Source organism: Pseudomonas viridiflava (assembly GCF_003702045.1).
In the GTDB taxonomy this organism is placed as follows: Bacteria; Pseudomonadota; Gammaproteobacteria; order Pseudomonadales; family Pseudomonadaceae; genus Aquipseudomonas; species Aquipseudomonas viridiflava_C.
This window is the reverse complement of the sequence record NZ_RBTP01000012.1, coordinates 316,757-338,332: the sequence shown is the minus strand read 5'-3', so window position 1 is coordinate 338,332 and position 21,576 is coordinate 316,757. Positions and strand designations below refer to the sequence as shown.

The following is a 21,576-nucleotide window of genomic DNA, read 5'->3' as shown; positions in this document are numbered from 1 at the left end:
GACCAATACAGGGACAGCCCCTTCATCTGGAGATTGGTCATGACCCAAGAATCGGAACGCGAAGACCTCGATCACAAGCCGGAAAACGCTGGCAAGGTGGGCGAGAAAAACAAACAGCTCAACGAGAAAGGCGAACAGCCAAGGCCTGCCACCGAACCGGATCCGCAAAAAGACCGCTGATCAGAGCAGCCCCTGCTCGGCACACACTTTGACGACCTGCTCGCGAAACCAGCCATTGGCCTCGTCCTGATCGGCCTGGGCACTCCATACCATGTCCAGGCTGAAGCCGTGCAGATCCGGTGGCAACTCGTAAACGCAGACCCAAGGCTCATTGCACAGCAGGGTCTGGATACGCCGTGGCAACACCAGTATGAAATCCGTGCCTTCCAGCAACTGCAACGCAGCGCGGTAGCTGTTGGCCCGCGCCACGATCTGGCGCCTAAGGCCCTGGCGCTGCAGCCAGCCGTCGATCATGTTGGTGTCCGATGTCCAGGGGGTCGGGTAGATGTGCTGCCGCCGGGTGAATGTCTCGACGTCTATCGACGCGGTTAGCGGCGCCGACTGACTGTCCATCACGCAGACCAGATCGTCTTCGAGCAAAACCTGAGCGATCAGGCTGTCCGGGACTTGATGGAATCCTGGGCCGAAACACAGCGCCAGATCGAAATGACCGCCATTGAGCTGATCGACGGGCAACTGTTTGTCGAGTTTCTGAACGTTGACCGCCACCGAGAAGCCTGCCGCCGTGAACCCGCGCAATACATGGGGCAACACCAGCAGTTCGAAATATTCCGGGGCGCAGACAGTGAAGGTCGTCTGCCCGCTACTGGGGTTGAACAGTGCCAGCCCGTCGTGGCACACGTTGACCTTTTGCAGAATCTGCTGCACATGGCTGTGCATCGCGATGGCCTTGCGCGTGGGGCGCATACCGTTGCGGGTACTGATAAACAGGTCGTCGTCGAAGTTGGCCCGCAGCTTCTTGAGGCAGTAGCTGACCGTTGACTGGCTGACGTGCAACGCTTCCGACACCAAGGTCAGGTTGCGCTGATCGTATACCGCCACGAAGACCATCAGGTCCTGCATGTCCAGCTTTCTGAGGGCATTGCTGTTAAGCATCGAATGTTCTCGTGGGCACTGCGACCGGACGATCAGGTCAGCCCCCGCAAGATAACATCAAAACGAAATCACACTGTTCTCCGTTCGCTGATATCACGCGGCGCATCGCCTGCCTGCAGGCTCATCGCGTACTGTCGCGGGTCGAGCCGCATGACGATCAACAGCATGACGGCAACCAGCCCGGTCAGCGACCACCATGCGCCTGCAAAACTGCCCGTCACGTCACGGATCACACCCGCCAGCAGCGGTGACAGGCCAGCGATCAGATAACCCACCCCCTGCACGAAGGCCGTCAGGCCACCCGCTTGTTGAGGGTCTTCATAGTGATCCATCGACACGATCAGGCTCATGGGGAACAAGCCGCCGATCCCCAGCCCCAGCAGCGCGGTCCACAACAGGCTCATGTGTTGAGGCATCAGGATAAGCCCTGCAAAACCGGCCATGATCAGGCCCAGCAGAACCGCCAGCACCCGGCGCTTGTCCCGGCTGCGGTTGGCCAGTGCCGGGGCGAGCAGACCGGACACCACCTCCATCAGTGTCAAGAAGCCCAGCAACAGACCGGCCTGTTGTTCACTCCAGCCATTCTCCAGGTAATACGGCGCCAGCCAGGCCAGCACGCAGGTATAAGACGCCGTGCCCAAACCGAAGAAAATGCCCAGTGTCCAGGCTCTTGGCATACGCGAGAACGTTTGTCTGCGCGGCGCAGCCGACGGGGCATGCCCGGTGAGGGCGCTACGCTGGGCAACCCAGACACACAGCGCCAGCACGGCCAGCGCGGCCCAGACCGCCAGCCCCAAACGCCAACTGCCACTGCGCGCGACCACCAGCGGACTGAATGAGGCGGCAATCGCAGCGCCGCCCATGATTGCTGTCACGTACAGCCCCATGCACAGCGAAACATTGGCCTTGAAGCGGGACTTGATCAGCGCGGGCATCAACGCCTGGATCATCGCGATGCCCAGCCCTGCCAGCACGGCGCTGACGATCAGCTCGGCGGCAGAATCGAGGAACCCGCGGGCCAGTGTCGCCAGGCCGATAAGCCCCAGGGCAAGCATGACCGTGCGATAGGAACCCACTCGACGGGCAATGCCCATGCCGGTGAACATTGCCAGCCCCATCGTCATGACGGGCAGCATGGTCAGCAGCGATGCGGTGGAGAACCCCAACGCAATATCCACACGGATCGCCGCCAGCAACGGACCTACCGCTGCCATTGAGGGGCGCAGATTCAGGGCGACCAGCACCACGCCAACCATGAGCCAGAAACCTTGAAAAGCAGAACCGCGAACGCCTTGCATATCATCACCTTGATCCATCGAGGCAACAATTAGGCCGGTCGTTCTGTCAGGCGGCAAATCAAAAAATGCAGGGTGTTATCGAGAAATCGGGTCAGGCGTTTTGACGACGGCACGTGCAGGCGGCGCTGTGGGTTTCAGGCTCGATTTCTGGCGCCGCCTGCTCATCCACCGTCATCCACCAGGTCATCCCGCGGCAGGGATAATCCATATAAAACGGCTGGCCCATCATGGGCGTGGTGATGGTCACGTTCTGCTCCCAGGCCAAGGCCAGAATCCGGTCGAACGGTTCATACCAGGCATGCATCGACAGGTCGAACGTGCCGTTGTGGATCGGCAACAGCCAGCGACCGCGCAGATCCAGATGCGCCTGCAGCGTCTCTTCCGGCTGCATGTGCACCTGCGGCCACTCCACGTTGTAGGCACCGGTTTCCATCAGCGTCAGATCGAACGGGCCGTACTGCTCGCCAATGGTCTTGAAGCCGTCGAAATAACCGCTGTCGCCACTGAAGAAAATCCGCTGTTGATCGTTGATCATCACCCACGACGCCCACAGGGTCTGGTTGCTGTCGCGCAACGTGCGCCCCGAGAAATGCTGTGACGGTGTCGCGACGAATTCAATGCCTTCTACGTCAGTCGATTGCCACCAGTCCAGCTGACGCACCTTGTGTGCAGGCACGCCCCACTCGATCAGCGTATCGCCGACGCCCAACGGTGCGATGAAATGCTCGGTCTTGGCCATCAGCGCCTTGATCGCCATGCGGTCCAGGTGATCGTAATGATTGTGCGAGAGGATCACTGCCGTGATCGGTGGCAGGTCTTGCAGGCTGATGGGCGGTTGATGAAAGCGCTGCGGCCCGGCCCATTGCACGGGCGATGCGCGCTCGGCAAACACCGGATCAGTCAGCCAGAAGCGGTTGCGCAGTTTCAACAACACGGTTGAATGCCCCAGGCGATACACCGTGTTATTGGGCGCAGCGAGCAATTGCTGTCGCGACAGAGGCTGCACCGGCACCTCGCCCGCCGGACGTGTATGTTTGGGCTTGTTGAACGCTTGATCCCAGAAGATGCCCAGGGTTCGCACCAGGCTGAAGGGCTTCATCGGCGCGTGGTTACGGTAACGCCCTTCATGACGAGACAATACGGGCAGTGAAGAGAGGTCCGCTTTCTGGTGCTGTGTTGACATGATGTGCTGACTCCTGGAAACAGGTTGGGCTCCAGCCGTGCATTCTGTACTCGATCCCGTTGCAGGATGTTGACGCCAACGCGTAAGGCATCAAATGTGTAACAGTGTATTACACTACACGGTGTAGTTTTAAGCTTGCATGATCCGTGGCGACAAGTAAACTGCCGAGTGTACTTTTTCTCTAAACGCACGTTTGAACCGGACCCTTGAAGCGAACCTATGACAGCCCCCATGCGCCTTACCGATCAGAAACGTGAAGCCATCGTCCTGGCAGCCATCGCCGAGTTCGGTGACCGTGGGTTCGAAGTCACCAGCATGGATCGGATTGCCGCACGGGCCGAGGTGTCCAAACGCACGGTTTACAATCACTTTCCCAGCAAGGAAGAACTCTTCGCCGAGATCCTTCAGCGCCTGTGGAACTGCTCTCCCCCACAGTCGGACGTTGTGTATCACGCCGACATCGGCCTGCGCGAACAGCTACGGGACCTGCTGTGGGGCAAAATGCGCACCCTCAATGACAGCAGTTTCCTGGACCTCGCACGGGTCGTGGTCGGCGCAACCATCCACTCACCTGAGCGCGCTCAGGTCTGGCTGGCCCGCATCAACGAACGTGAGGAAACCTTCAGCGCCTGGATCCGTGCCGCGCAGAAGGACGGACGGCTCAAGCCCGTCGACCCGGGCTTTGCCGCCACACAGATGCACGCCCTGCTCAAATCCTTCGCGTTCTGGCCACAGGTGACCTTCAGCGCCGAACTGCTCAGCGCCGAAAAACAACATGAAGTGGTGGAATCGGCAGTGAACCTGTTTCTGGGCTGGTACGAAAAACCGACCGAGGCCTGACCCGTCCCCCAGCGTTAAGGAGTCCGTGATGCTGTACGACCTGCTGATTCGCAACGCGTGGGTGATCGATGGCAGCAACACACCCGGTTACCGGGCTGACGTGGCGATCCATGAGGGCCGTATCGTGCGCATCGGCGCGTTGCAGGATGCCACTGCAACCGAAGAGGTCGACGCCCACGAGCGGGTATTGGCACCCGGGTTCATCGACGTGCACACCCATGACGACACCGTGGTGATTCGCAGACCCGACATGCTGCCCAAAATCAGCCAGGGCGTGACCACGGTCATCGTCGGCAATTGCGGCATCAGCGCTTCACCGGTCAGCCTGGCAGGCGCCCCACCCGATCCGATGAACCTGCTCGGATCAGCCCGTGATTTCATCTATCCACGTTTTGCCGATTATCGCGCCGCCGTTGAGGCCGCCCGGCCTGCGGTCAATGTCGCGGCGTTGATCGGCCACACCGCCCTGCGCAGCAATCACATGAACGACCTGCTGCGCACCGCCAGCGCACGCGAGATCGCCGCCATGCGCGAGCAACTGCGCGACAGCCTGGCGGACGGCGCGCTGGGGCTTTCCACCGGGCTGGCCTATGCCTCGGCTTTCAACGCCGAAACGGACGAAGTCATGCAACTGGCCGAAGAACTGACCGAGTTCGGCGCGGTGTACACCACTCACCTGCGCAGCGAATTCGAGCCGGTGCTGGAGGCGATGGACGAAGCGTTTCGCATCGGCAGCCATGCACGGGTGCCGGTGGTCATCTCACACCTCAAATGCGCAGGTGCGGGCAACTGGGGCCGCAGTCCGCAGTTGCTGGCAGCGCTGGAAGATGCCGCATCGAGGCATCCGGTGGGCTGCGACTGTTACCCCTACGCCGCCAGTTCCTCGACCCTGGACCTCAAGCAGGTGACCGACGCATTCAGAATAACCATCACCTGGTCGACCCCGCACCCCGATCAGGGCGGACGCGATCTGGCTAAGATTGCCGCCGACTGGAACCTGTCCTTGCAGGAAGCCGCACGCCGCTTGCAGCCTGCCGGTGCGGTGTATTACGGGATGGACGAAGCCGACGTAGAGCGCATCCTCAGCCACCCGCTGACCATGATCGGTTCTGACGGGCTGCCCGAAGACCCGTTCCCTCATCCGCGTCTGTGGGGCGCGTTTCCACGGGTGTTGGGGCATTTCAGTCGCGACCGCAAACTGTTCGAGCTGCACACCGCCGTCCACAAGATGACCGGGCTTTCGGCCTCACGCTTCGGCCTGCATCAGCGCGGTCTGGTGCGTGAGGGTTATTGGGCGGACCTGGTGCTGTTCGACCCACAACGCATCAAGGACATCGCCGATTTCAAGGTGCCGCAACGCGCCGCCGAGGGGATTGACGGCGTGTGGGTCAATGGCCGCCTGAGCTACGCCGAAGGCCGGGGTCAGGCCGAACGAGGGGGGCAATTTCTGCCCCGCTCGGGTTCGCTGAGGGAAGGGTTCGCGACAGGCTGACCCGCACAAGAGGGATCAGCCGACCACCGTACCCCGGCACTCGCCAAAGCCAATCGACACCTGCCCTTCACGGTGACAACGGGCACGCAGGATGACCTCGTCCCCATGCTCCAGAAAGCGTCGCTCCTCGCCATTGGGCAAAGTCACCGCCTGTTTGCCGCCCTCGGTCATCTCCAGCAGGCTGCCGAACTGCCCTGCCTGCGGGCCGGACAAGGTGCCTGTGCCGAACAGGTCGCCCGGCTGTAATCTGCAACCGTTGACGCTGTGATGCGCGACCATCTGTGCGACGGTCCAGTACATGTTGAGGGCGTTGCTCAAGGCCAGACGATGGGCAGGTGCGCTATCAGCTTTCATCTTTTCGGTCAGCAGCAGGACCTCAAGCTCGATGTCCAGCGCACCGCCCTGTTGATCCGCCTGATCAAGCAGGTACGGCAACGGTTGCGGATCACCTTCCGGGCGTGCCGGCTGAGGGCTGCGGAAAGGCTCCAGCGCTTCGGCGGTTACCACCCAGGCCGAAATCGTGGTCGCGAAACTCTTGGAGAGGAACGGACCCAGCGGCTGGTATTCCCACGCCTGGATATCCCGTGCCGACCAGTCATTGAGCAGGCAGAAACCGGCAATGTGCTCGGCCGCCCGGCCGATCTCGATGGCTTCGCCTTGCGCGTTACCCGGTCCGATCCAGACCCCCAGTTCCAGCTCGTAGTCCAGCCGCTTGCACGGCCCGAAAGCGGGAACCTCCTGGCCCGCCGGGAGCGTCTGGCCGGTGGGGCGTTTGATCGGCGTGCCCGACGTACACAGAGTCGACGCCCGGCCGTGGTAACCGATGGGCACATACTTGTAGTTGGGCAGCAGCGGATTGTCGGGCCTGAACAGTTTGCCGACGTTCAGCGCATGATGAATTCCGACATAAAAGTCAGTGTAATCGCCCACCCTGGCAGGCATGTGCATCTGGCAGTCGCTCATGGGCAGCAGCAGGTGCTCGACAACCGACTGTGGAGGCGGGTTCGCTTCGTCCAGCCAGCGCAGCAGCGCAGCGCGCAGGGTTCGGCGGGCATCCGCGCCGAGCGCAAAGAAATCGTTGAGCTGATCGCGACTGGCGACGTCTGCGGCCTTGGCAGCAGCGCCGTCGAACACACCGGCCTGCACGGCAGCGCGCAGATCCAGAATAACCTCACCGATGGCCACCCCGCCCCGCGGGCCTGAGCCGCCGTGACTGAAGATCCCCAGCGGGAGGTTTTGCAAAGGGAAATCAGCGTGACCATTGGCAGAGGCCACCCAGCTGCGAGGGGAAGAAACGTTAGTCATCAGGGCAGTTCCTTGTTGAACGTCTTGGCCATGCCGTTCCAGCAGGCGTCGTAATCGGTCTGCAATTGCGGGCAGTCCAGCGCATGGCGACTCGGACGCAGCACTTTGCCGGTTTCGAACATGAACGCCATCGTGTTCTCGATCTTGTGCGGTTTGAGCTCGACGATGGACGCTTTCTGGGCGGTGACGTTGTCGGGGCCGTGAGCGCTCATGCAGTTGTGCAACGACGAACCACCGGGCATGAAACCCTCGGCCTTGGCGTCGTAGGCACCGTCGATCAGGCCCATGAATTCGTTCATCAGGTTGCGATGGAACCAGGGCGGCCGGAAGGTATTTTCCGCCACCATCCAGCGCGGTGGGAAGATCACGAAGTCGACGTTGGCCTGACCATGATGCGCGCTCGGCGAGGTCAGTACGGTGAAGATCGACGGGTCGGGATGATCGAAGCTGACCGTGCCGATGGTGTTGAAACGGCGCAGGTCGTACTTGTAAGGCACGTTATTGCCATGCCAGCCGACCACGTCGAACGGCGAGTGGTCCAGTTGCGTGGCCCACAGTTCTCCAAGAAATTTCTGCACCAGTTGCACGGGTTCATCACGTTCTTCGAACCAGGCGACCGGCGCCAAGAAGTCTCTCGGATTGGCCAGGCCGTTGCTGCCGATCGGTCCCAGCTCGGGCAGGCGCAAGGCACAGCCGTGGTTTTCGCAGACGTAACCGCGCGCATCGCTGTCGAGCAGTTGGACGCTGAACTTCATGCCGCGCGGCAATACGGCGATTTCCTGCGGCTCGATGTCCAGCAGCCCCAGCTCGGTCACCAGTCGCAGACGCCCCTGCTGCGGCACAATCAGCCATTCCCCGTCAGCATTGAAGAACGCCCGCTGCATCGACCGGTTGGCCGCGTACACGTACACGCTCACGCCTTCAGCCTGATCCGCCGCGCAGGTGCTCGCCAGTGCAATCAAACCGTCCAGAAAGTCCGTCGGGTCTGCTGGAATGTCGAACGCATTCCAGCGCAAACGGTTGGGCGTGATCGGCCCCTGCCCGGTTCCGATGATCTGTTGCGCCATGCGTTGGTACGCCGGGTGTGCGGCAGAAGGTTTGATTCGATACAGCCAACTGCGTCGTGCCTCATCGCGCGACACCGTAAACGCAGTACCGGACAACTGCTCGGCGTAAAGGCCTAACGGATGCTTCTGCGGCGAGTTCTGGCCGATGGGCAGCGCGCCAGGCAATGCTTCACTGCTGAACTGATTGCCAAAACCGGTCTGATAAGCCAGGAGATGTTGCGGGGCTGGCGGCTGTTGTGGGAAGTGTGCAGGCATCACGACCTCATTGTTATAGGGCACAGCGTAGGATTTATTGTGTTTAACGTAAAACGTTTACGCATAACGTAATTTGAGTTTGTGGGTCGGTCAAGCTATAAAGCTGCCTTTCGAGACCGGCGCACTCCCCCATGACCCAAGCGACTGAAAGTCCGGCAAACGGACGCCAACAGAAGGTCCAGGCCGCCGAAGTAGGCCTGGGCGTGCTCAAGGCATTGGCAGAACTGTCACCCGCCACCTCCCTGTCAAAACTGGCCGAGCATTTGGGCATGCCGGCAGCCAAAGTTCATCGCTATCTGCAGGCGCTGGTCGCCAGCGGCTTTGCCGAGCAGGACCTGGTGACCAGCCATTACGGGCTGGGCCGCGAAGCACTACAGGTCGGACTGGCTTCGCTGGGCAAACTGGACGTACTGAAGGTGTCTGCCCCTTGGTTGGCCAACCTGCGCGACGAGTTGAATCAGACCTGCTTTCTCGCGGTGTGGGGCAACAAGGGCCCAACCGTGGTGTACGTCGAGCCCTCGTTGGGGGCTGTGACGCTGGTCACGCAGGTCGGCTCGGTACTGCCGTTGCTCAGTTCATCGACCGGCATGGTGTTCGAAAGCTTCCTGACCGCTGCCGAAACGGCACCCCTGCGTGAACAGGAAGCGCCACAGCTGAACGCGGCTCAATTGAAGGAAGTGGAACGCCACCTGCAACAGATCCGCACGATGGGTGTGCATCAGATTCAGGGCCTGCTGATGCCTGGTATCAACGCGGCGTCCTGCCCGCTGTTTGCGATGGGCAACAAGCTGGTGGGGGTGATTACGGTGGTAGGTCCAGGCTCGGTGTTGACCGACCAGGTCCACAGCAAGGCTGCGACGCGCCTGCTGGAAACGGCAATCGCCATCAGCGAACGCATGGGCGGCGTCATGCCCGCCTGAAGGCTGGCAAGCGATGCCCGGCGCCGAAAGCGCCGGGCATCGACGTCAGCAGTCGGCGGTCAGTACGCCACGCTTGATCTGGTCCCGCTCAATGGATTCGAACAGGGCCTTGAAATTGCCCTCGCCGAACCCGTCATCGCCCTTGCGCTGGATGAACTCGAAGAACACCGGCCCCATCAGGGTTTCCGAGAATATCTGCAACAGCAGACGGCGCTCCCCACTGTCGGAAGAACCGTCGAGCAGAATGCCTCGGGATTTCAATTCCCCTTCAGGCTCGCCATGATTCGGCAGACGGCCCTGGAGCATCTCGTAATAGGTGTCCGGTGGGGCGGTCATGAAGCGCATGCCGATGGACGTCAGCGCGTCCCAGGTCTTGATCAGGTCGTCGGTGAAGAACGCCACGTGCTGGATGCCTTCGCCGTTGAACTGCATCAGGAATTCTTCGATCTGCCCCGCCCCCTTGGAAGACTCCTCGTTCAGCGGAATGCGGATCATGCCATCCGGCGCGGTCATGGCTTTTGACGTCAGTCCGGTGTATTCGCCCTTGATGTCGAAATAGCGGATTTCGCGGAAGTTGAACAGCTTCTCGTAGAAGTTCGCCCAGTACGCCATACGCCCGCGATAGACGTTGTGCGTCAAATGGTCGATGAATTTAAGGCCCGCACCGACCGGATGACGATCCACGCCCTCAATGAAATTGAAGTCGATGTCATAGATCGAGGTGCCTTCGCCAAAACGGTCGATCAGGTACAGCGGGGCCCCGCCTATACCCTTGATGGCCGGCAGACGCAACTCCATAGGCCCCGTGGCGATTTCCAGCGGTTGCGCGCCCAGTTCCAGTGCACGGTTGTAGGCCTTCTGCGCATCCTTGACCCGGAACGCCATGCCACACACGGAGGGACCGTGCTCGGCCGCGAAATACGAAGCCAGGCTGTGGGGCTCGTTGTTGAGGATGATGTTGATCGCGCCCTGGCGGTAGAGGGTCACGTCCTTGGACCGGTGGGTCGCTACCTTGGTGAAGCCCATGATTTCGAACACGGGCTCAAGGGTGTTGGGTGTCGGCGAAGCGAATTCGATGAATTCAAAGCCCATCAGGCCCATCGGGTTTTCGTAGAGATCAGCCATGTCTGGCTCCTTGCAGGAAAGTGGGTAAGCGAGAACAAATACCGTCACAACCCTGCGGGTGGCGCACACGGAATCCCTCGCACACTGCGGGCGAGGAAATCACCAAAAATCAGTTGCAGCCCAAGAATCTTCATACGTGCAGCCTACTCCGGCTTGTCCGATTGTGCATCCGGGTGCGCCTGCAAAAAGGCCGGATGTTGCAAGGCTTGCTGCTCCACCTGTCGAATACGCGGACAGGCATCGAGATCGACATTGAAGCGGTGCGCCGCATAGAGCTGAGGCAGCAGGTACACATCGGCAACGCTGGGTGTGTCACCAAAACAAAAGCGGTCATCGTCGATCAATTGCTCGACGGCTTTCAGGCCTTCGCTGATCCAGTGGTCGATCCAGCTTGAAACGACCTGTTCTTCATGGCCCAGGCTACGCAACCGGTTGAGCACTGCCACGTTGTGCAGTGGATGGATGTCGCACCCGATGAGCGCAGCGACCGCCCGCTGACGGGCGCGCAGTGTCAGATCCCGCGCCAGTAAGGGCGGAGTCGGGTAGCGTTCTTCGAGGTATTCGATGATGGCAGGCGACTGGGTGATGACCTCGCCGCTGTCGAGCCGCAGCGTAGGCACCCTGCCCTGCGGATTGACCATGCGAAACTCGGGCTTGAGCTGCTCGCCGCCGTCGCGTAACAGGTTGACCGGGATCGCTGCGGGCTCAATCCCCTTGAGGGCCAGCGCAATGCGCACCCGGTAACTGGATGTCGAACGGTAGTACGTGAATAGATCCACAGAAGTCACCCGCGGGAACGCACCTGGCGTTGCCTGTTTTTGCTTATTCTTGTCGAGACCGGCACTGCGTCGTAATCATGTTACGTAATGCGTAAATTGAGGGATTGCCGGTCACCTGTCAACTCACCTCTGCACGCCACTCAGGTCCAGCCTTCCAGCCGCAAGGTCGCACGGACCAGCCGTTGCTCCTCGTTTTCGATCTCGCGCAGGTTGTCGCTGACACTGTGAATGTGCGCCAGCGCGGCTTTGCGCGCCTGCTCCGGCAGGCGGCCGGTGACTGCGTTGTACAGGCGGGCATGTTGGCGGTCGATCTGGCGTTTGTGTGGCTCGCGGTGATAGAGGTTGTTGACCGAGGCGAACACGGTATTGAGCAACAGGTCGGTCAGCGAGCGCAGGGTTTGCACCAGCACCGGGTTGTGCGAGGCCTCGCAGATGGCCAAGTGAAAAGCATGATCCAGGCGCGCATGTTCGCTGGCCGACAGCTCACTGCCTTGCGCGGCGACCAGCGCGTCGTAGCTGCGGGTAATCAACACGAAGTCCGCATCCGTGCCACGCAGGGCCGCCAGCCGCGCCGACTCGCCCTCCAGCAGGCTGCGCACTTCAAACAGGTCGTAGAGCGTGCGAGGCTGAGAGCCGAACAGGTGCATCAGCGGCGAGGTGTGTTGATCGGCGTTCATCCGTGCGACGAACGAACCCTTGCCCTGTCTCGTTTCAATGATGCCCCGCGCCCGCAGCAACTTGAGGCCTTCGCGCAAAGCCGTGCGCGACACGCCGAGCTTTTCCGTCAGACGCCGCTCGGAAGGCAGCAGTTGCCCGACCTTCAGCACGCCATCAACGATCAGCCGCTCGATCCGCTCGCACACCACATCGGCGACTTGGGGAGGTCTTGGGGTGGAATCGTTGTTCATGAATTCTCCTGGATGACGCGGGCATCAAGCAGTGCATATCCTGCCAACGGGGAAAAACACTTCCAGTGTGGGAGTGAGCGTGCTCACGAAAATGCTATTTCAGGCATTGATCTCGATGGGTCGAACCTGTTTTCGCGAGCAAGCTTGCTCCCACTGCGCTTGATAAAACTGGTATGACCAGTTGATAACGCTAAAACAAGGCGCAAAATTAAAAAACTTAACCAACTGATTTATAAGCAGTAATAAATAATTTTACCCAACTTATTATTTAAAAACTGGTTCGACCAGTCACTCCACCCGTAGACACTACGTCCCGCGCCCCTAATGATGCAACTCAACCGTTAGCCCAATAAAAACAATCCTGGGTTGCCTGATGAACATTCTCTACGACGAACGTCTTGATGGCGTGCTGCCTGTTGTCGACAAGCAGCGCCTGTTGCACGACCTCAAGCAGCAATTACCCGACCTGGACATCCTGCACCGCGAAGAAGAGCTGCGGCCTTATGAGTGCGACGGGTTGTCCGCCTACCGCACCACGCCGATGTTGGTGGTCTTGCCCCGGCACATAGAGGAAGTGCAGACGCTCCTTAAACTGTGCCATGAGCGGCACGTGCCTGTGGTCGCTCGCGGCGCGGGCACAGGGCTTTCGGGGGGCGCGTTGCCGCTGGAGCAAGGCGTGCTGCTGGTGATGGCACGCTTCAATCGGATTCTGGAGATCAACCCTGCCGCACGTCTGGCGCGTGTACAGCCTGGCGTGCGCAATCTGGCCATTTCTCAAGCGGCAGCGCCGCACGGTTTGTATTACGCACCCGACCCGTCGTCGCAGATCGCGTGTTCGATTGGCGGCAACGTCGCTGAAAACGCCGGCGGTGTGCACTGCCTCAAATACGGCCTGACCGTGCATAACCTGCTCAAGGTCGAAATCCTCACGGTCGAAGGCGAATACATGACGCTGGGCAGCGATGCGCTGGACTCTCCCGGTTTCGACCTGCTCGCGCTGTTTACCGGATCGGAGGGCATGCTGGGCATCATCACCGAGGTAACCGTCAAGCTGCTGCCCCGGCCTCAGGTCGCCAAAGTGCTGCTGGCGGCGTTCGATTCGGTGGAGAAAGCCGGTCGTGCGGTGGGCGATATCATCGCCGCGGGGATCATTCCCGGCGGGCTGGAAATGATGGATAACCTGGCGATCCGCGCAGCCGAAGATTTTATCCACGCAGGCTACCCGGTCGAGGCCGAAGCCATTCTGCTCTGCGAGCTGGATGGCGTCGAAGCCGATGTCCACGATGACTGCGAACGGGTGCGTGAGGTCCTGACCCTCGCGGGTGCTACAGAAGTGCGCCAGGCAAAGGACGAAGCTGAGCGCGCGCGTTTCTGGGCCGGTCGCAAAAATGCCTTTCCCGCAGTAGGCCGCCTGTCACCAGACTACTACTGCATGGACGGCACCATTCCGCGCCGTGAACTGCCCGGTGTCCTGCGCGGCATTACCGAGCTGTCCGAGCAGTATGGCCTGCGCGTGGCCAACGTATTCCATGCCGGAGACGGCAACATGCACCCGTTGATTCTGTTCGATGCCAATCAACCCGGCGAGCTTGCGCGCGCCGAGGAACTGGGCGGCAAGATTCTTGAACTGTGCGTGAAGGTCGGCGGCAGCATTACCGGCGAGCACGGCGTCGGGCGGGAGAAAATCAACCAGATGTGCGCGCAATTCAATAGCGACGAACTGACCCTGTTCCACGCCATCAAGGCCGCGTTCGACGCCAGCGGTTTGCTCAACCCCGGCAAGAACATCCCGACGCTGCACCGCTGTGCGGAGTTCGGTGCCATGCATGTACATGCCGGCCAACTGCCCTTCCCTGACCTGGAGCGCTTCTGATGATCCGCGAAGACAGAGACACCAGTGAGGCGCTGCTGGAACAGGTCAACCAGGCACTGCATGAGGCGACGCCGCTGCGAATCCAGGGTGGCAACAGCAAGGCGTTTCTCGGTCGTGAAGTCTCAGGCCAGGTGCTGGATATGCGCAGCCATTGCGGCATCGTCAGCTATGACCCCACCGAGCTGGTCATTACCGCTCGTGCCGGCACGCCGTTGAGCGAGCTAATACTGGCACTGGACGATGCCGAGCAGATGCTGCCCTGCGAGCCACCCACCTTCGGCAACGCCACGCTGGGCGGCATGGTCGCGGCCGGACTGTCGGGGCCGCGTCGCCCGTGGAGCGGTTCGGTGCGCGATTTTGTGTTGGGCACCCGCGTGATCACCGGCCACGGCAAGCACCTGCGATTTGGCGGCGAGGTGATGAAAAACGTGGCGGGCTATGACGTCTCGCGCTTGATGGCGGGCAGCCTGGGTTGCTTGGGCGTGCTGACTGAAGTCTCGCTCAAGGTCCTGCCCAGACCGCGCCTGTGCAGCAGCATTGCGCTGGAAATGGACAGTACCCGAGCGCTGGCGAGCCTGACGCAATGGGGCCAACAGCCGATCCCGATCAGCGCCGCCAGCCATGACGGACAACGCCTGCACTTGCGCTTTGAAGGGGGCGAAGGCTCGGTGGCCGCCGCACACGACAGGCTGGGCGGCGAAAAGCTGGAGCCCGCTTACTGGCAGGCGCTCAATGAACAGCGCCTGCCATTCTTCGACGATCCGCGTCCGCTCTGGCGGGTCTGCGTACCTGCCGATACCGGTGTGCTGGACCTGCCGGGCGAACAACTGATCGACTGGGCTGGCGCGCAACGCTGGCTGAAGTCCGATGCCAGCGGGGAAACCATTCGCGCTCGTGCCAGTGCCGTCGGCGGGCACGCGACCTGCTACACCCCAGGCCACCACGACAGCCCGTTCCAGCCGCTGGCCACGCCCTTGCTGCGCTACCACCATCAACTCAAGACCCGACTCGATCCTCAGGGGATCTTCAACCCCGGCCGACTGTACGCGGAGTTCTGAACCATGCAGACCACCTTGAGTGAACAGGCCCGGCAACTCCCCCGTGCCGAAGAGGCCGAGCGCATTCTGCGCAGCTGCGTGCATTGCGGTTTCTGCAATGCTACCTGCCCCACCTATCAGTTGTTGGGCGATGAACTGGACGGCCCGCGCGGACGGATCTACCTCATCAAACAGGTGCTGGAGGGCAATGAAGTCACCGAAAAAACCCAGTTGCATCTGGACCGCTGCCTCAGCTGTCGCAATTGCGAAACCACCTGCCCGTCAGGGGTCGACTACCACAACCTGCTGGACATTGGCCGGGCTGCCGTCGAGGCCGCCGTGCCGCGCCCGCTGGGCCAGCGAATGTTGCGCGAAAGCCTGCGCAATGTGGTGCCCAACGCGGGCGTGTTCAAGGCATTGACGCGCATCGGCACCACCTTCCGCCCACTGCTGCCGGGCGCGCTCAAAGACAAGCTGCCGACCGAAATTCACTCCGCAGGCATGCGCCCCGTCACCCGTCACCCGCGCCAGGTGCTGATGCTCGAAGGGTGCGTACAGCCGACACTGTCGCCCAACACCAACGCTGCGACTGCACGGGTGCTGGACCGACTCGGCATCAGCGTTACGCCGATCAGCGAAGCGGGCTGTTGCGGCGCCGTGGATTACCACCTCAATGCGCAGGACGCCGGACTGGATCGCGCCAGGCGCAACATCGATGCGTGGTGGCCCGCACTTGAAGGCGGCGCTGAACACATCCTTCAGACAGCCAGTGGCTGCGGTGCATTCGTCAAGGATTACGGCCATCTGTTGCGCCACGATCCGGCCTATGCCGACAAGGCCGCACAGGTCAGCGCCAAGGCCCGGGATCTGGTGGAGGTCCTGCGCGACGAACCTCTGGAGACGCTGGGCATCAAAACCGACACGCGGCTGGCGTTCCATTGCCCCTGCACCTTGCAACACGCGCAAAGGCTCGGCGGTGAGGTCGAACGGGTGTTGACTCGTCTAGGCTTCAACCTGACGGCCGTACCGGATGGGCATCTGTGCTGCGGCTCGGCAGGCACCTATTCCATTACGCAGCCCGACCTGGCCCGCCAGCTACGCGACAACCGCATGAACGCGCTGGAAAACGGCAAGCCGCAGGTCATCGCAACCGCGAACATAGGTTGTCAGACGCATCTGGCGAGCGCCAATCGAACACCGGTGCGGCACTGGATCGAGTTGGTCGACCAGGCACTCAACGCTCACCACTGAACATTTTTACAACAGCATTCTCAGGAGAACGCATGAAAATCAAAGCCGTTTTGACCCAGAACGAAGTCAGCCAGATGCTCATCGCCGCCCGCGATGAAGCCCACACCAATGGATGGGCAGTGGCCATCGCCATCGTCGACGACGGCGGCCACCTGCTGGCCTTTGAACGCCTGGACGACGCTTCGCCGATCAGCAGCTACATCTCGATCGAAAAGGCCCGTACCTCGGCGCTGGGCAAGCGCGAATCAAAAGGCTACGAAGAGATGGTCAACGGCGGTCGTACCGCGTTCCTCAGCGCCCCGCTGCTGACCTCCCTGGAAGGCGGCGTGCCGGTGATCGTCGATGGCCAGGTGATTGGCGCCGTCGGCGTCTCGGGTGTGAAGGCCGATCAGGATGCACAGGTCGCCAAGGCGGGGGTTGCGGCGCTGAATGCGGATTGATGGCTGATCAACGCACGCTCACTCTCACCCACTATGTGCAGCGACGCTCATACATTGACTCACCAGGGACCTAAGGAGCCCGCGCCCATGACCGACTTCATCAAATGCCAACGCCTCAAGGTCGCCGTCAACTTGCAACGTTTCGTCGATGAAGAGGTTCTGCCCGGCACCGACCTGACCCCGACAACGTTCTGGGAAGGCTTCGATGCGCTGATCCATGAACTGGCTCCCCGCAACCGCGAGTTGCTGGCAGAGCGCGAGCGCTTGCAGGCCGAGCTGGACACGTGGCACAAGAAGCACCCCGGCCCGATAGCCGACATGCCTGCCTACCGCGAGTTTCTGCACTCCATCGGCTATCTGCGCCCGGAGCCTGAACAGGTCACGGCGACCACGGCCAACGTCGACCTGGAGATCAGCGAACAGGCCGGTCCGCAACTGGTGGTTCCTGCCAGCAACGCGCGCTATGCGCTCAACGCCGCCAACGCGCGCTGGGGCTCGCTGTATGACGCGCTTTATGGCACTGACGCCATTTCGACCTCCAACGGTGCTGAGGTCAGCGCCGGCTACAACCCGTTGCGCGGTGCCAAAGTCATCGCCTACGCCCGCGAACTGCTCGACGCCAGCACCCCCCTCGCCAATGGCAGCCACATCAACGCCCGCAGCTACCGCATCGAAGACGGTCAACTGCGCATCACACTGGCCGATGGGACTCATACCGTGCTGCAACACCCGGAGAAATACGTAGGGTTTCAGGGTCAGCCCGACAAGCCGGACGCGATTTTGCTCAAGAACAACGGGCTGCATATCGAGATTCAGATCGACCCGCGTCATCCGGTCGGCAGCAGCGACGTGGCTGGGATCAAGGACCTGCTGCTGGAGTCTGCCTTGTCGACCATCATTGATTGCGAGGACTCGGTCGCCGCCGTGGATGCCGATGACAAGGTTCTGGTGTATCGCAACTGGCTGGGCCTGATGAAGGGCGACCTGACCGAAACGATCGACAAAGGCGGCAAGGCGCTCACGCGTCGTCTCAACCCGGACCGCAGCTACACCGCTGCCCACGGCGGCGAGCTGAAACTGCGCGGGCGCTCGCTGCTGTTCATCCGCAACGTCGGCCACTTGATGACCAACCCGGCAATTGTCGATCACGACGGGCATGAAATTCCCGAGGGCATTCTCGACGGCGTCATGACCAGCCTGATTGCCCTGCATGACCTCAAGCGGCGCGGCAACTCACGCGCAGGCAGCGTCTACATCGTCAAACCCAAGATGCACGGACCGGACGAGGTCGCCTTTGCCGATCAGTTGTTCAGCCGCATCGAGGACCTTCTGACGCTGCCACGCCATACGCTGAAAATGGGCATCATGGACGAGGAGCGCCGCACCAGCGTCAACCTCAAGGCCTGCATTGCAGCCGCTTCGGCACGCGTGGCGTTCATCAACACGGGGTTTCTGGACCGCACCGGCGACGAGATCCACAGCGCGATGCAGGCAGGCCCCGTGCTGCGCAAGGGCGAAATGAAGCATGCGCCCTGGATCAAGGCTTACGAGCGCAGCAACGTGCTGGTCGGACTGGCCTGCGGCCTGCGAGGCCGGGCGCAGATCGGCAAAGGCATGTGGGCGATGCCTGACCGGATGGCCGACATGCTGGAGCAGAAGATCGCCCACCCACAGTCCGGTGCGACCACCGCATGGGTGCCCTCGCCGACCGCAGCCACGTTGCATGCCCTGCATTACCATCGGGTCGATGTGCGCGCTGTTCAGCAGACACTTGAGCAAGTCAGCCTGGCCGAAGCCCGTTCACAGTTGCTCGACGACCTGCTGACAATTCCGGTGGTGGCCGAACCGCAGTGGACCCTCGAACAGATTCGCGAAGAGCTGGAGAACAACGCGCAAGGCCTGCTCGGTTACGTGGTGCGTTGGGTGGAGCAAGGCGTGGGCTGTTCCAAGGTGCCGGACATTCATAACGTCGGGCTGATGGAGGACCGGGCAACGCTGCGCATTTCCAGCCAGCACATGGCCAACTGGCTGCTGCATAAGGTGGTCGACAAGGAGTACGTGCAAAGTGTGCTGGAGCGCATGGCCAAGGTGGTGGACAAGCAGAACGCCGGTGACTCGCACTACCGCGCAATGGCCAAGGACTTCAAACAGTCCGTCGCCTTCAAAGCCGCCTGCGACCTGGTATTCAAGGGCTGCGAGCAGCCTGCCGGGTACACCGAACCGTTGCTGCATGAATCCAGACTGGCCTTCAAGCACCCGCAATGACATCCCACTGCTGAGAGCCGAATACTTCTCGCGCACCACGGACGGTGCCCAGAGAAACATTCGGCCTTCATCTGACGGAAAAATGATCGAACCGCTCACAGCGCAGAGATCAGTGCAGGTGACGCTACAGCTTGTAGATGGACACCCAGTTCATGTCGGTGTGCGTGCTATACAGATGAGTCCCCGCCTTGTTCAGCACCGAACTGCCCAGCGACGGGAAGAAGGCAACACAGGTGACCGTCCCTTTGATCGTATCGATCCTGTACACGTCGAAGTTGCAGGTATACACCGCGTACACATAGCGATCATCCGGCGTGATGCCAATCACTGTGACGGGATAACCCTGCGAGCCGATTTTTTCCCGGTAGAACATGCGGCGAGTCGTTGTGTCGACGATGTAGACCTCATCGATTCCCCCCACGTACAGCCGAGTGCCATCAGTGCTCACCGCCAGGGATCGCGGGTCGGTGAAGCCTGCAATATCGTGCTGCAGGTAATCAATCGTACCGATGGCGGACACAGCGCTCGTGCCTGAGCCTTCCGCAGGAGCCGAGGCATACACGCAGTCGTTTTCAGGGCTGACACCCAGCGCCAGCGAGCCGTTGGACAGCGTGCCCAGATCGAAATCGTTCACGACGCTGTAGTGTTGCGTTTCGATCTGGCGAATCAGCCCGCCGGGTGCGTAACGAAAAGACAGGTAGATGAACCGGCCATCCAGGCTGCAAACGATTCGGTTAACGCTGCCCGATCCCATAACCCTGATCACTTCATGCGTCTGGGTATTGATCACAAAGCACTTGTTGTAGCCGATCGTGTAAAGGTGTTTGCCATCGGGGCTCAGTGTGAGATTTCCCGCCCCTGCCCCCTTGATACAATTCACCACGCTCGATGTCTGGACATCGATGACGCTGATTTCCCGGCCATTTTCGTTCGACACGTAGAGTGTTTTTTCATCGGGGCTCAGTACCATCTCCCTGGGCACGAAGCCCAGCGGGATGATGCCGGTCAGCCATGCAATATCCAGCGGTATTCCTATACCCGACGGATCTGCCATCTGAGTCAATGCGTGTATTTCCTGGGATGCTTTTTTGTGCATGTCATTCACCCTGTACAGGTCTCGATAGACCGCCAAAATGGGGCACAGATAACAAGGTAGAGCCCCATCAAACACACGATGCAGCGACTGCACTGATGCCGCTCGGATCCAAAAACCTGAAGTCATTGAATACTCACCAAGACGGCTTGGGTACTGACAGAAATGACAGTCACCGGCGCACTGAAACCGGTGGCGAAAGAGCGTTTCGGGGCTGAGAGTCAACCCCGCCGGGGGCTGGCGGATAGGTCAGAGGCGGCTTTGAGCAGTGACGCCATTGGTCAGCCTCTGTCTCATGACCGACTCACGAACTCTCACGAATAACCAGCTCAAAGCCCAGATCCACCCGGGCTTGCTGGGTGACGCCGTCCAGCAGACCCAGCAGCACCTGGGCGGCTCGCTGCCCCACCTCCTGACGCGGGGTACGAATGGACGTCAGGCGCGGCACCATGTGGGCCGAGCCTGGCAAGTCGTTGAAACCGACCAGCGATACCCGCTGCGGGATCGCAACACCGAGACGCAAGGCTTCCAGCGCGGCGCCTTGGGCAAGGTCGTCGTTACAGAAGAACACGCCGTCGACATCGGGATGTTCATCCAGCAGTTGCGCGAACAATTCGCCACCCAGGCCGATGGAGGACGGCAGCGGTGTGGTGACTTGCAGTGCGGCGTCGAACAGACCGGCGTTTTCCAGCACCTGCCGAAACCCTGCGCCACGCTGTAGTACACGGGTGTCGAGCTGGGCGGCCATGTAGGCCAATCGTTTGCGACCGCGGCCCAGCAAATGGGCGGCTGCCTGCGCGCCGGCCTGCTCTTGAGAGAAGCCTACGCTGTAAGCCCCTTGCGACGCATCCAGCTCCATCATGTGCACACAGGGGACGCCGCTGGCTTCCAGCATCTGGCGTGACGCCTGCGTGCGGTCGAAGCCGGTCAGCAGGATGCCGCGTGGGCGGTTGACCAAATGGTTGCGCAGCAGCTTTTCTTCTTCATCGGGGGAATAGTGGTAGTTGCCGATCACCACATCCAGGCCACGAGGACGCAAGACGTCCTGAATGGCCTCCAGCGTCTCGATGAATAACTGGTTGGAAAGCGAGGGCACCAACACCACGACGGTCTGGCTGCAGGACGAAGCCAGCGCACGGGCCGCGGCGTTGGCGACGTACCCCAGGCTCTGGGCCGCAGCCCTGACCTTTTCCACCAATTCCGGTGCCACCGTACTGACGCCGCGCAATGCGCGGGACGCTGTAATGGGGGAAACCGCAGCCAGACGGGCAACTTCGTTAAGGGTCGGACGACCGGTAGAGCGGGAACCGATGCGTATCATGCGCTGCC

Annotated in this window: 19 protein-coding genes; 9 read left to right on the top strand and 10 right to left on the bottom strand. The window is 61.1% G+C overall.

What is annotated here, in order from left to right; translation table 11 throughout:
* Window positions 1-39: 39 nt before the first annotated feature.
* Window positions 40-180, top strand: a complete 141-nt coding sequence (locus ALP40_RS03625; RefSeq protein ID WP_004882646.1) for a hypothetical protein — start codon at window positions 40-42, stop codon at window positions 178-180.
* Here the strand turns inward: ALP40_RS03625 and ALP40_RS03620 are convergent, their stop codons facing one another.
* From ALP40_RS03620 to ALP40_RS03610, 3 genes are all read right to left on the bottom strand, one after another.
* Window positions 181-1,116 (bottom strand): LysR family transcriptional regulator, encoded by a 936-nt coding sequence (locus ALP40_RS03620; RefSeq protein ID WP_122206917.1) that lies wholly within the window; start codon window positions 1,114-1,116, stop codon window positions 181-183.
* Between the two features lie 68 nt (window positions 1,117-1,184).
* A complete protein-coding gene (locus tag ALP40_RS03615; RefSeq protein ID WP_122206916.1) occupies window positions 1,185-2,414 on the bottom strand; it encodes a cyanate transporter in 1,230 nt (409 codons plus the stop codon).
* A gap of 91 nt (window positions 2,415-2,505) precedes the next feature.
* Complete coding sequence (locus ALP40_RS03610) at window positions 2,506-3,597, bottom strand: MBL fold metallo-hydrolase (RefSeq protein WP_122206915.1); 1,092 nt, start codon at window positions 3,595-3,597, stop codon at window positions 2,506-2,508.
* Between the two features lie 219 nt (window positions 3,598-3,816).
* Between ALP40_RS03610 and ALP40_RS03605 the strand changes: the two genes are divergently transcribed.
* Both ALP40_RS03605 and ALP40_RS03600 read left to right on the top strand, forming a co-directional pair.
* A complete protein-coding gene (locus tag ALP40_RS03605; protein ID WP_147478292.1) occupies window positions 3,817-4,437 on the top strand; it encodes a TetR/AcrR family transcriptional regulator in 621 nt (206 codons plus the stop codon).
* Between the two features lie 28 nt (window positions 4,438-4,465).
* Window positions 4,466-5,929, top strand: coding sequence for an amidohydrolase family protein (locus ALP40_RS03600; RefSeq protein ID WP_122206914.1), 1,464 nt, complete (start codon window positions 4,466-4,468; stop codon window positions 5,927-5,929).
* A 15-nt stretch (window positions 5,930-5,944) separates the two neighbouring features.
* On the opposite strand, the gene fahA is transcribed toward ALP40_RS03600, so the two are convergent.
* Window positions 5,945-7,234, bottom strand: a complete 1,290-nt coding sequence (gene fahA / locus ALP40_RS03595) for a fumarylacetoacetase (RefSeq protein WP_122206913.1) — start codon at window positions 7,232-7,234, stop codon at window positions 5,945-5,947.
* On the bottom strand, window positions 7,234-8,556 hold the full coding sequence (gene hmgA, locus ALP40_RS03590; RefSeq protein WP_122206912.1) for a homogentisate 1,2-dioxygenase: 1,323 nt from the start codon (window positions 8,554-8,556) through the stop codon (window positions 7,234-7,236). The genes fahA and hmgA overlap by 1 nt, the downstream gene beginning before the upstream one ends.
* Before the next feature lie 131 nt (window positions 8,557-8,687).
* Here hmgA and ALP40_RS03585 point away from each other — a divergent pair, with 131 nt between their 5' ends.
* Window positions 8,688-9,476 (top strand): IclR family transcriptional regulator, encoded by a 789-nt coding sequence (locus ALP40_RS03585; protein WP_122206911.1) that lies wholly within the window; start codon window positions 8,688-8,690, stop codon window positions 9,474-9,476.
* A gap of 45 nt (window positions 9,477-9,521) precedes the next feature.
* Here the strand turns inward: ALP40_RS03585 and hppD are convergent, their stop codons facing one another.
* From hppD to glcC, 3 genes are all read right to left on the bottom strand, one after another.
* Window positions 9,522-10,601 (bottom strand): 4-hydroxyphenylpyruvate dioxygenase, encoded by a 1,080-nt coding sequence (gene hppD / locus ALP40_RS03580; protein WP_122206910.1) that lies wholly within the window; start codon window positions 10,599-10,601, stop codon window positions 9,522-9,524.
* A gap of 143 nt (window positions 10,602-10,744) precedes the next feature.
* The gene (maiA, locus tag ALP40_RS03575; RefSeq protein WP_122206909.1) at window positions 10,745-11,380 is read right to left on the bottom strand and encodes a maleylacetoacetate isomerase; all 636 of its coding nucleotides are present in this window, start codon (window positions 11,378-11,380) and stop codon (window positions 10,745-10,747) included.
* Window positions 11,381-11,520: 140 nt separating this feature from the next.
* The gene (gene glcC / locus ALP40_RS03570) at window positions 11,521-12,288 is read right to left on the bottom strand and encodes a transcriptional regulator GlcC (RefSeq protein WP_122206908.1); all 768 of its coding nucleotides are present in this window, start codon (window positions 12,286-12,288) and stop codon (window positions 11,521-11,523) included.
* Between the two features lie 373 nt (window positions 12,289-12,661).
* Here glcC and glcD point away from each other — a divergent pair, with 373 nt between their 5' ends.
* From glcD to ALP40_RS03545, 5 genes are all read left to right on the top strand, one after another.
* Window positions 12,662-14,161 (top strand): glycolate oxidase subunit GlcD, encoded by a 1,500-nt coding sequence (glcD, locus tag ALP40_RS03565; RefSeq protein WP_122206907.1) that lies wholly within the window; start codon window positions 12,662-12,664, stop codon window positions 14,159-14,161.
* Window positions 14,161-15,219 (top strand): glycolate oxidase subunit GlcE, encoded by a 1,059-nt coding sequence (glcE, locus tag ALP40_RS03560; RefSeq protein ID WP_122206906.1) that lies wholly within the window; start codon window positions 14,161-14,163, stop codon window positions 15,217-15,219. Before glcD ends, glcE begins: the two co-directional genes overlap by 1 nt.
* 3 nt (window positions 15,220-15,222) lie before the next feature.
* Window positions 15,223-16,449 carry a glycolate oxidase subunit GlcF gene (gene glcF, locus ALP40_RS03555; protein WP_122206905.1) on the top strand — a complete coding sequence of 409 codons (1,227 nt, stop codon included), beginning with the start codon at window positions 15,223-15,225 and terminating at the stop codon, window positions 16,447-16,449.
* 32 nt (window positions 16,450-16,481) lie between these two features.
* Entirely contained in the window at window positions 16,482-16,889 is a 408-nt protein-coding gene (locus ALP40_RS03550) for a heme-binding protein (RefSeq protein WP_122206904.1), read from the top strand.
* Window positions 16,890-16,976: 87 nt separating this feature from the next.
* A complete protein-coding gene (locus ALP40_RS03545; protein ID WP_122206903.1) occupies window positions 16,977-19,154 on the top strand; it encodes a malate synthase G in 2,178 nt (725 codons plus the stop codon).
* 124 nt (window positions 19,155-19,278) lie between these two features.
* Here the strand turns inward: ALP40_RS03545 and ALP40_RS03540 are convergent, their stop codons facing one another.
* Together ALP40_RS03540 and ALP40_RS03535 are read right to left on the bottom strand one after the other, a co-directional pair.
* On the bottom strand, window positions 19,279-20,208 hold the full coding sequence (locus ALP40_RS03540; RefSeq protein ID WP_183136000.1) for a YncE family protein: 930 nt from the start codon (window positions 20,206-20,208) through the stop codon (window positions 19,279-19,281).
* Window positions 20,209-20,551: 343 nt separating this feature from the next.
* Window positions 20,552-21,568, bottom strand: coding sequence for a LacI family DNA-binding transcriptional regulator (locus tag ALP40_RS03535; RefSeq protein ID WP_122206901.1), 1,017 nt, complete (start codon window positions 21,566-21,568; stop codon window positions 20,552-20,554).
* Between the last annotated feature and the right edge of the window lie 8 nt (window positions 21,569-21,576).

What these genes read in the sequence shown, in the direction of transcription:
- ALP40_RS03585 (WP_122206911.1), top strand. Translation starts at nt 8,688, where the DNA reads ATGACCCAAGCGACTGAAAGTCCGGCAAACGGACGCCAACAGAAGGTC.
- ALP40_RS03620 (WP_122206917.1), bottom strand. Translation starts at nt 1,116, where the DNA reads ATGCTTAACAGCAATGCCCTCAGAAAGCTGGACATGCAGGACCTGATG.
- ALP40_RS03625 (WP_004882646.1), top strand. Translation starts at nt 40, where the DNA reads ATGACCCAAGAATCGGAACGCGAAGACCTCGATCACAAGCCGGAAAAC.
- glcD (WP_122206907.1), top strand. Translation starts at nt 12,662, where the DNA reads ATGAACATTCTCTACGACGAACGTCTTGATGGCGTGCTGCCTGTTGTC.
- ALP40_RS03540 (WP_183136000.1), bottom strand. Translation starts at nt 20,208, where the DNA reads ATGGCAGATCCGTCGGGTATAGGAATACCGCTGGATATTGCATGGCTG.
- glcF (WP_122206905.1), top strand. Translation starts at nt 15,223, where the DNA reads ATGCAGACCACCTTGAGTGAACAGGCCCGGCAACTCCCCCGTGCCGAA.
- glcE (WP_122206906.1), top strand. Translation starts at nt 14,161, where the DNA reads ATGATCCGCGAAGACAGAGACACCAGTGAGGCGCTGCTGGAACAGGTC.
- ALP40_RS03535 (WP_122206901.1), bottom strand. Translation starts at nt 21,568, where the DNA reads ATGATACGCATCGGTTCCCGCTCTACCGGTCGTCCGACCCTTAACGAA.
- ALP40_RS03545 (WP_122206903.1), top strand. Translation starts at nt 16,977, where the DNA reads ATGACCGACTTCATCAAATGCCAACGCCTCAAGGTCGCCGTCAACTTG.
- ALP40_RS03610 (WP_122206915.1), bottom strand. Translation starts at nt 3,597, where the DNA reads ATGTCAACACAGCACCAGAAAGCGGACCTCTCTTCACTGCCCGTATTG.
- ALP40_RS03550 (WP_122206904.1), top strand. Translation starts at nt 16,482, where the DNA reads ATGAAAATCAAAGCCGTTTTGACCCAGAACGAAGTCAGCCAGATGCTC.
- ALP40_RS03605 (WP_147478292.1), top strand. Translation starts at nt 3,817, where the DNA reads ATGACAGCCCCCATGCGCCTTACCGATCAGAAACGTGAAGCCATCGTC.
- hmgA (WP_122206912.1), bottom strand. Translation starts at nt 8,556, where the DNA reads ATGCCTGCACACTTCCCACAACAGCCGCCAGCCCCGCAACATCTCCTG.
- ALP40_RS03600 (WP_122206914.1), top strand. Translation starts at nt 4,466, where the DNA reads ATGCTGTACGACCTGCTGATTCGCAACGCGTGGGTGATCGATGGCAGC.
- ALP40_RS03615 (WP_122206916.1), bottom strand. Translation starts at nt 2,414, where the DNA reads ATGCAAGGCGTTCGCGGTTCTGCTTTTCAAGGTTTCTGGCTCATGGTT.
- glcC (WP_122206908.1), bottom strand. Translation starts at nt 12,288, where the DNA reads ATGAACAACGATTCCACCCCAAGACCTCCCCAAGTCGCCGATGTGGTG.
- fahA (WP_122206913.1), bottom strand. Translation starts at nt 7,234, where the DNA reads ATGACTAACGTTTCTTCCCCTCGCAGCTGGGTGGCCTCTGCCAATGGT.
- hppD (WP_122206910.1), bottom strand. Translation starts at nt 10,601, where the DNA reads ATGGCTGATCTCTACGAAAACCCGATGGGCCTGATGGGCTTTGAATTC.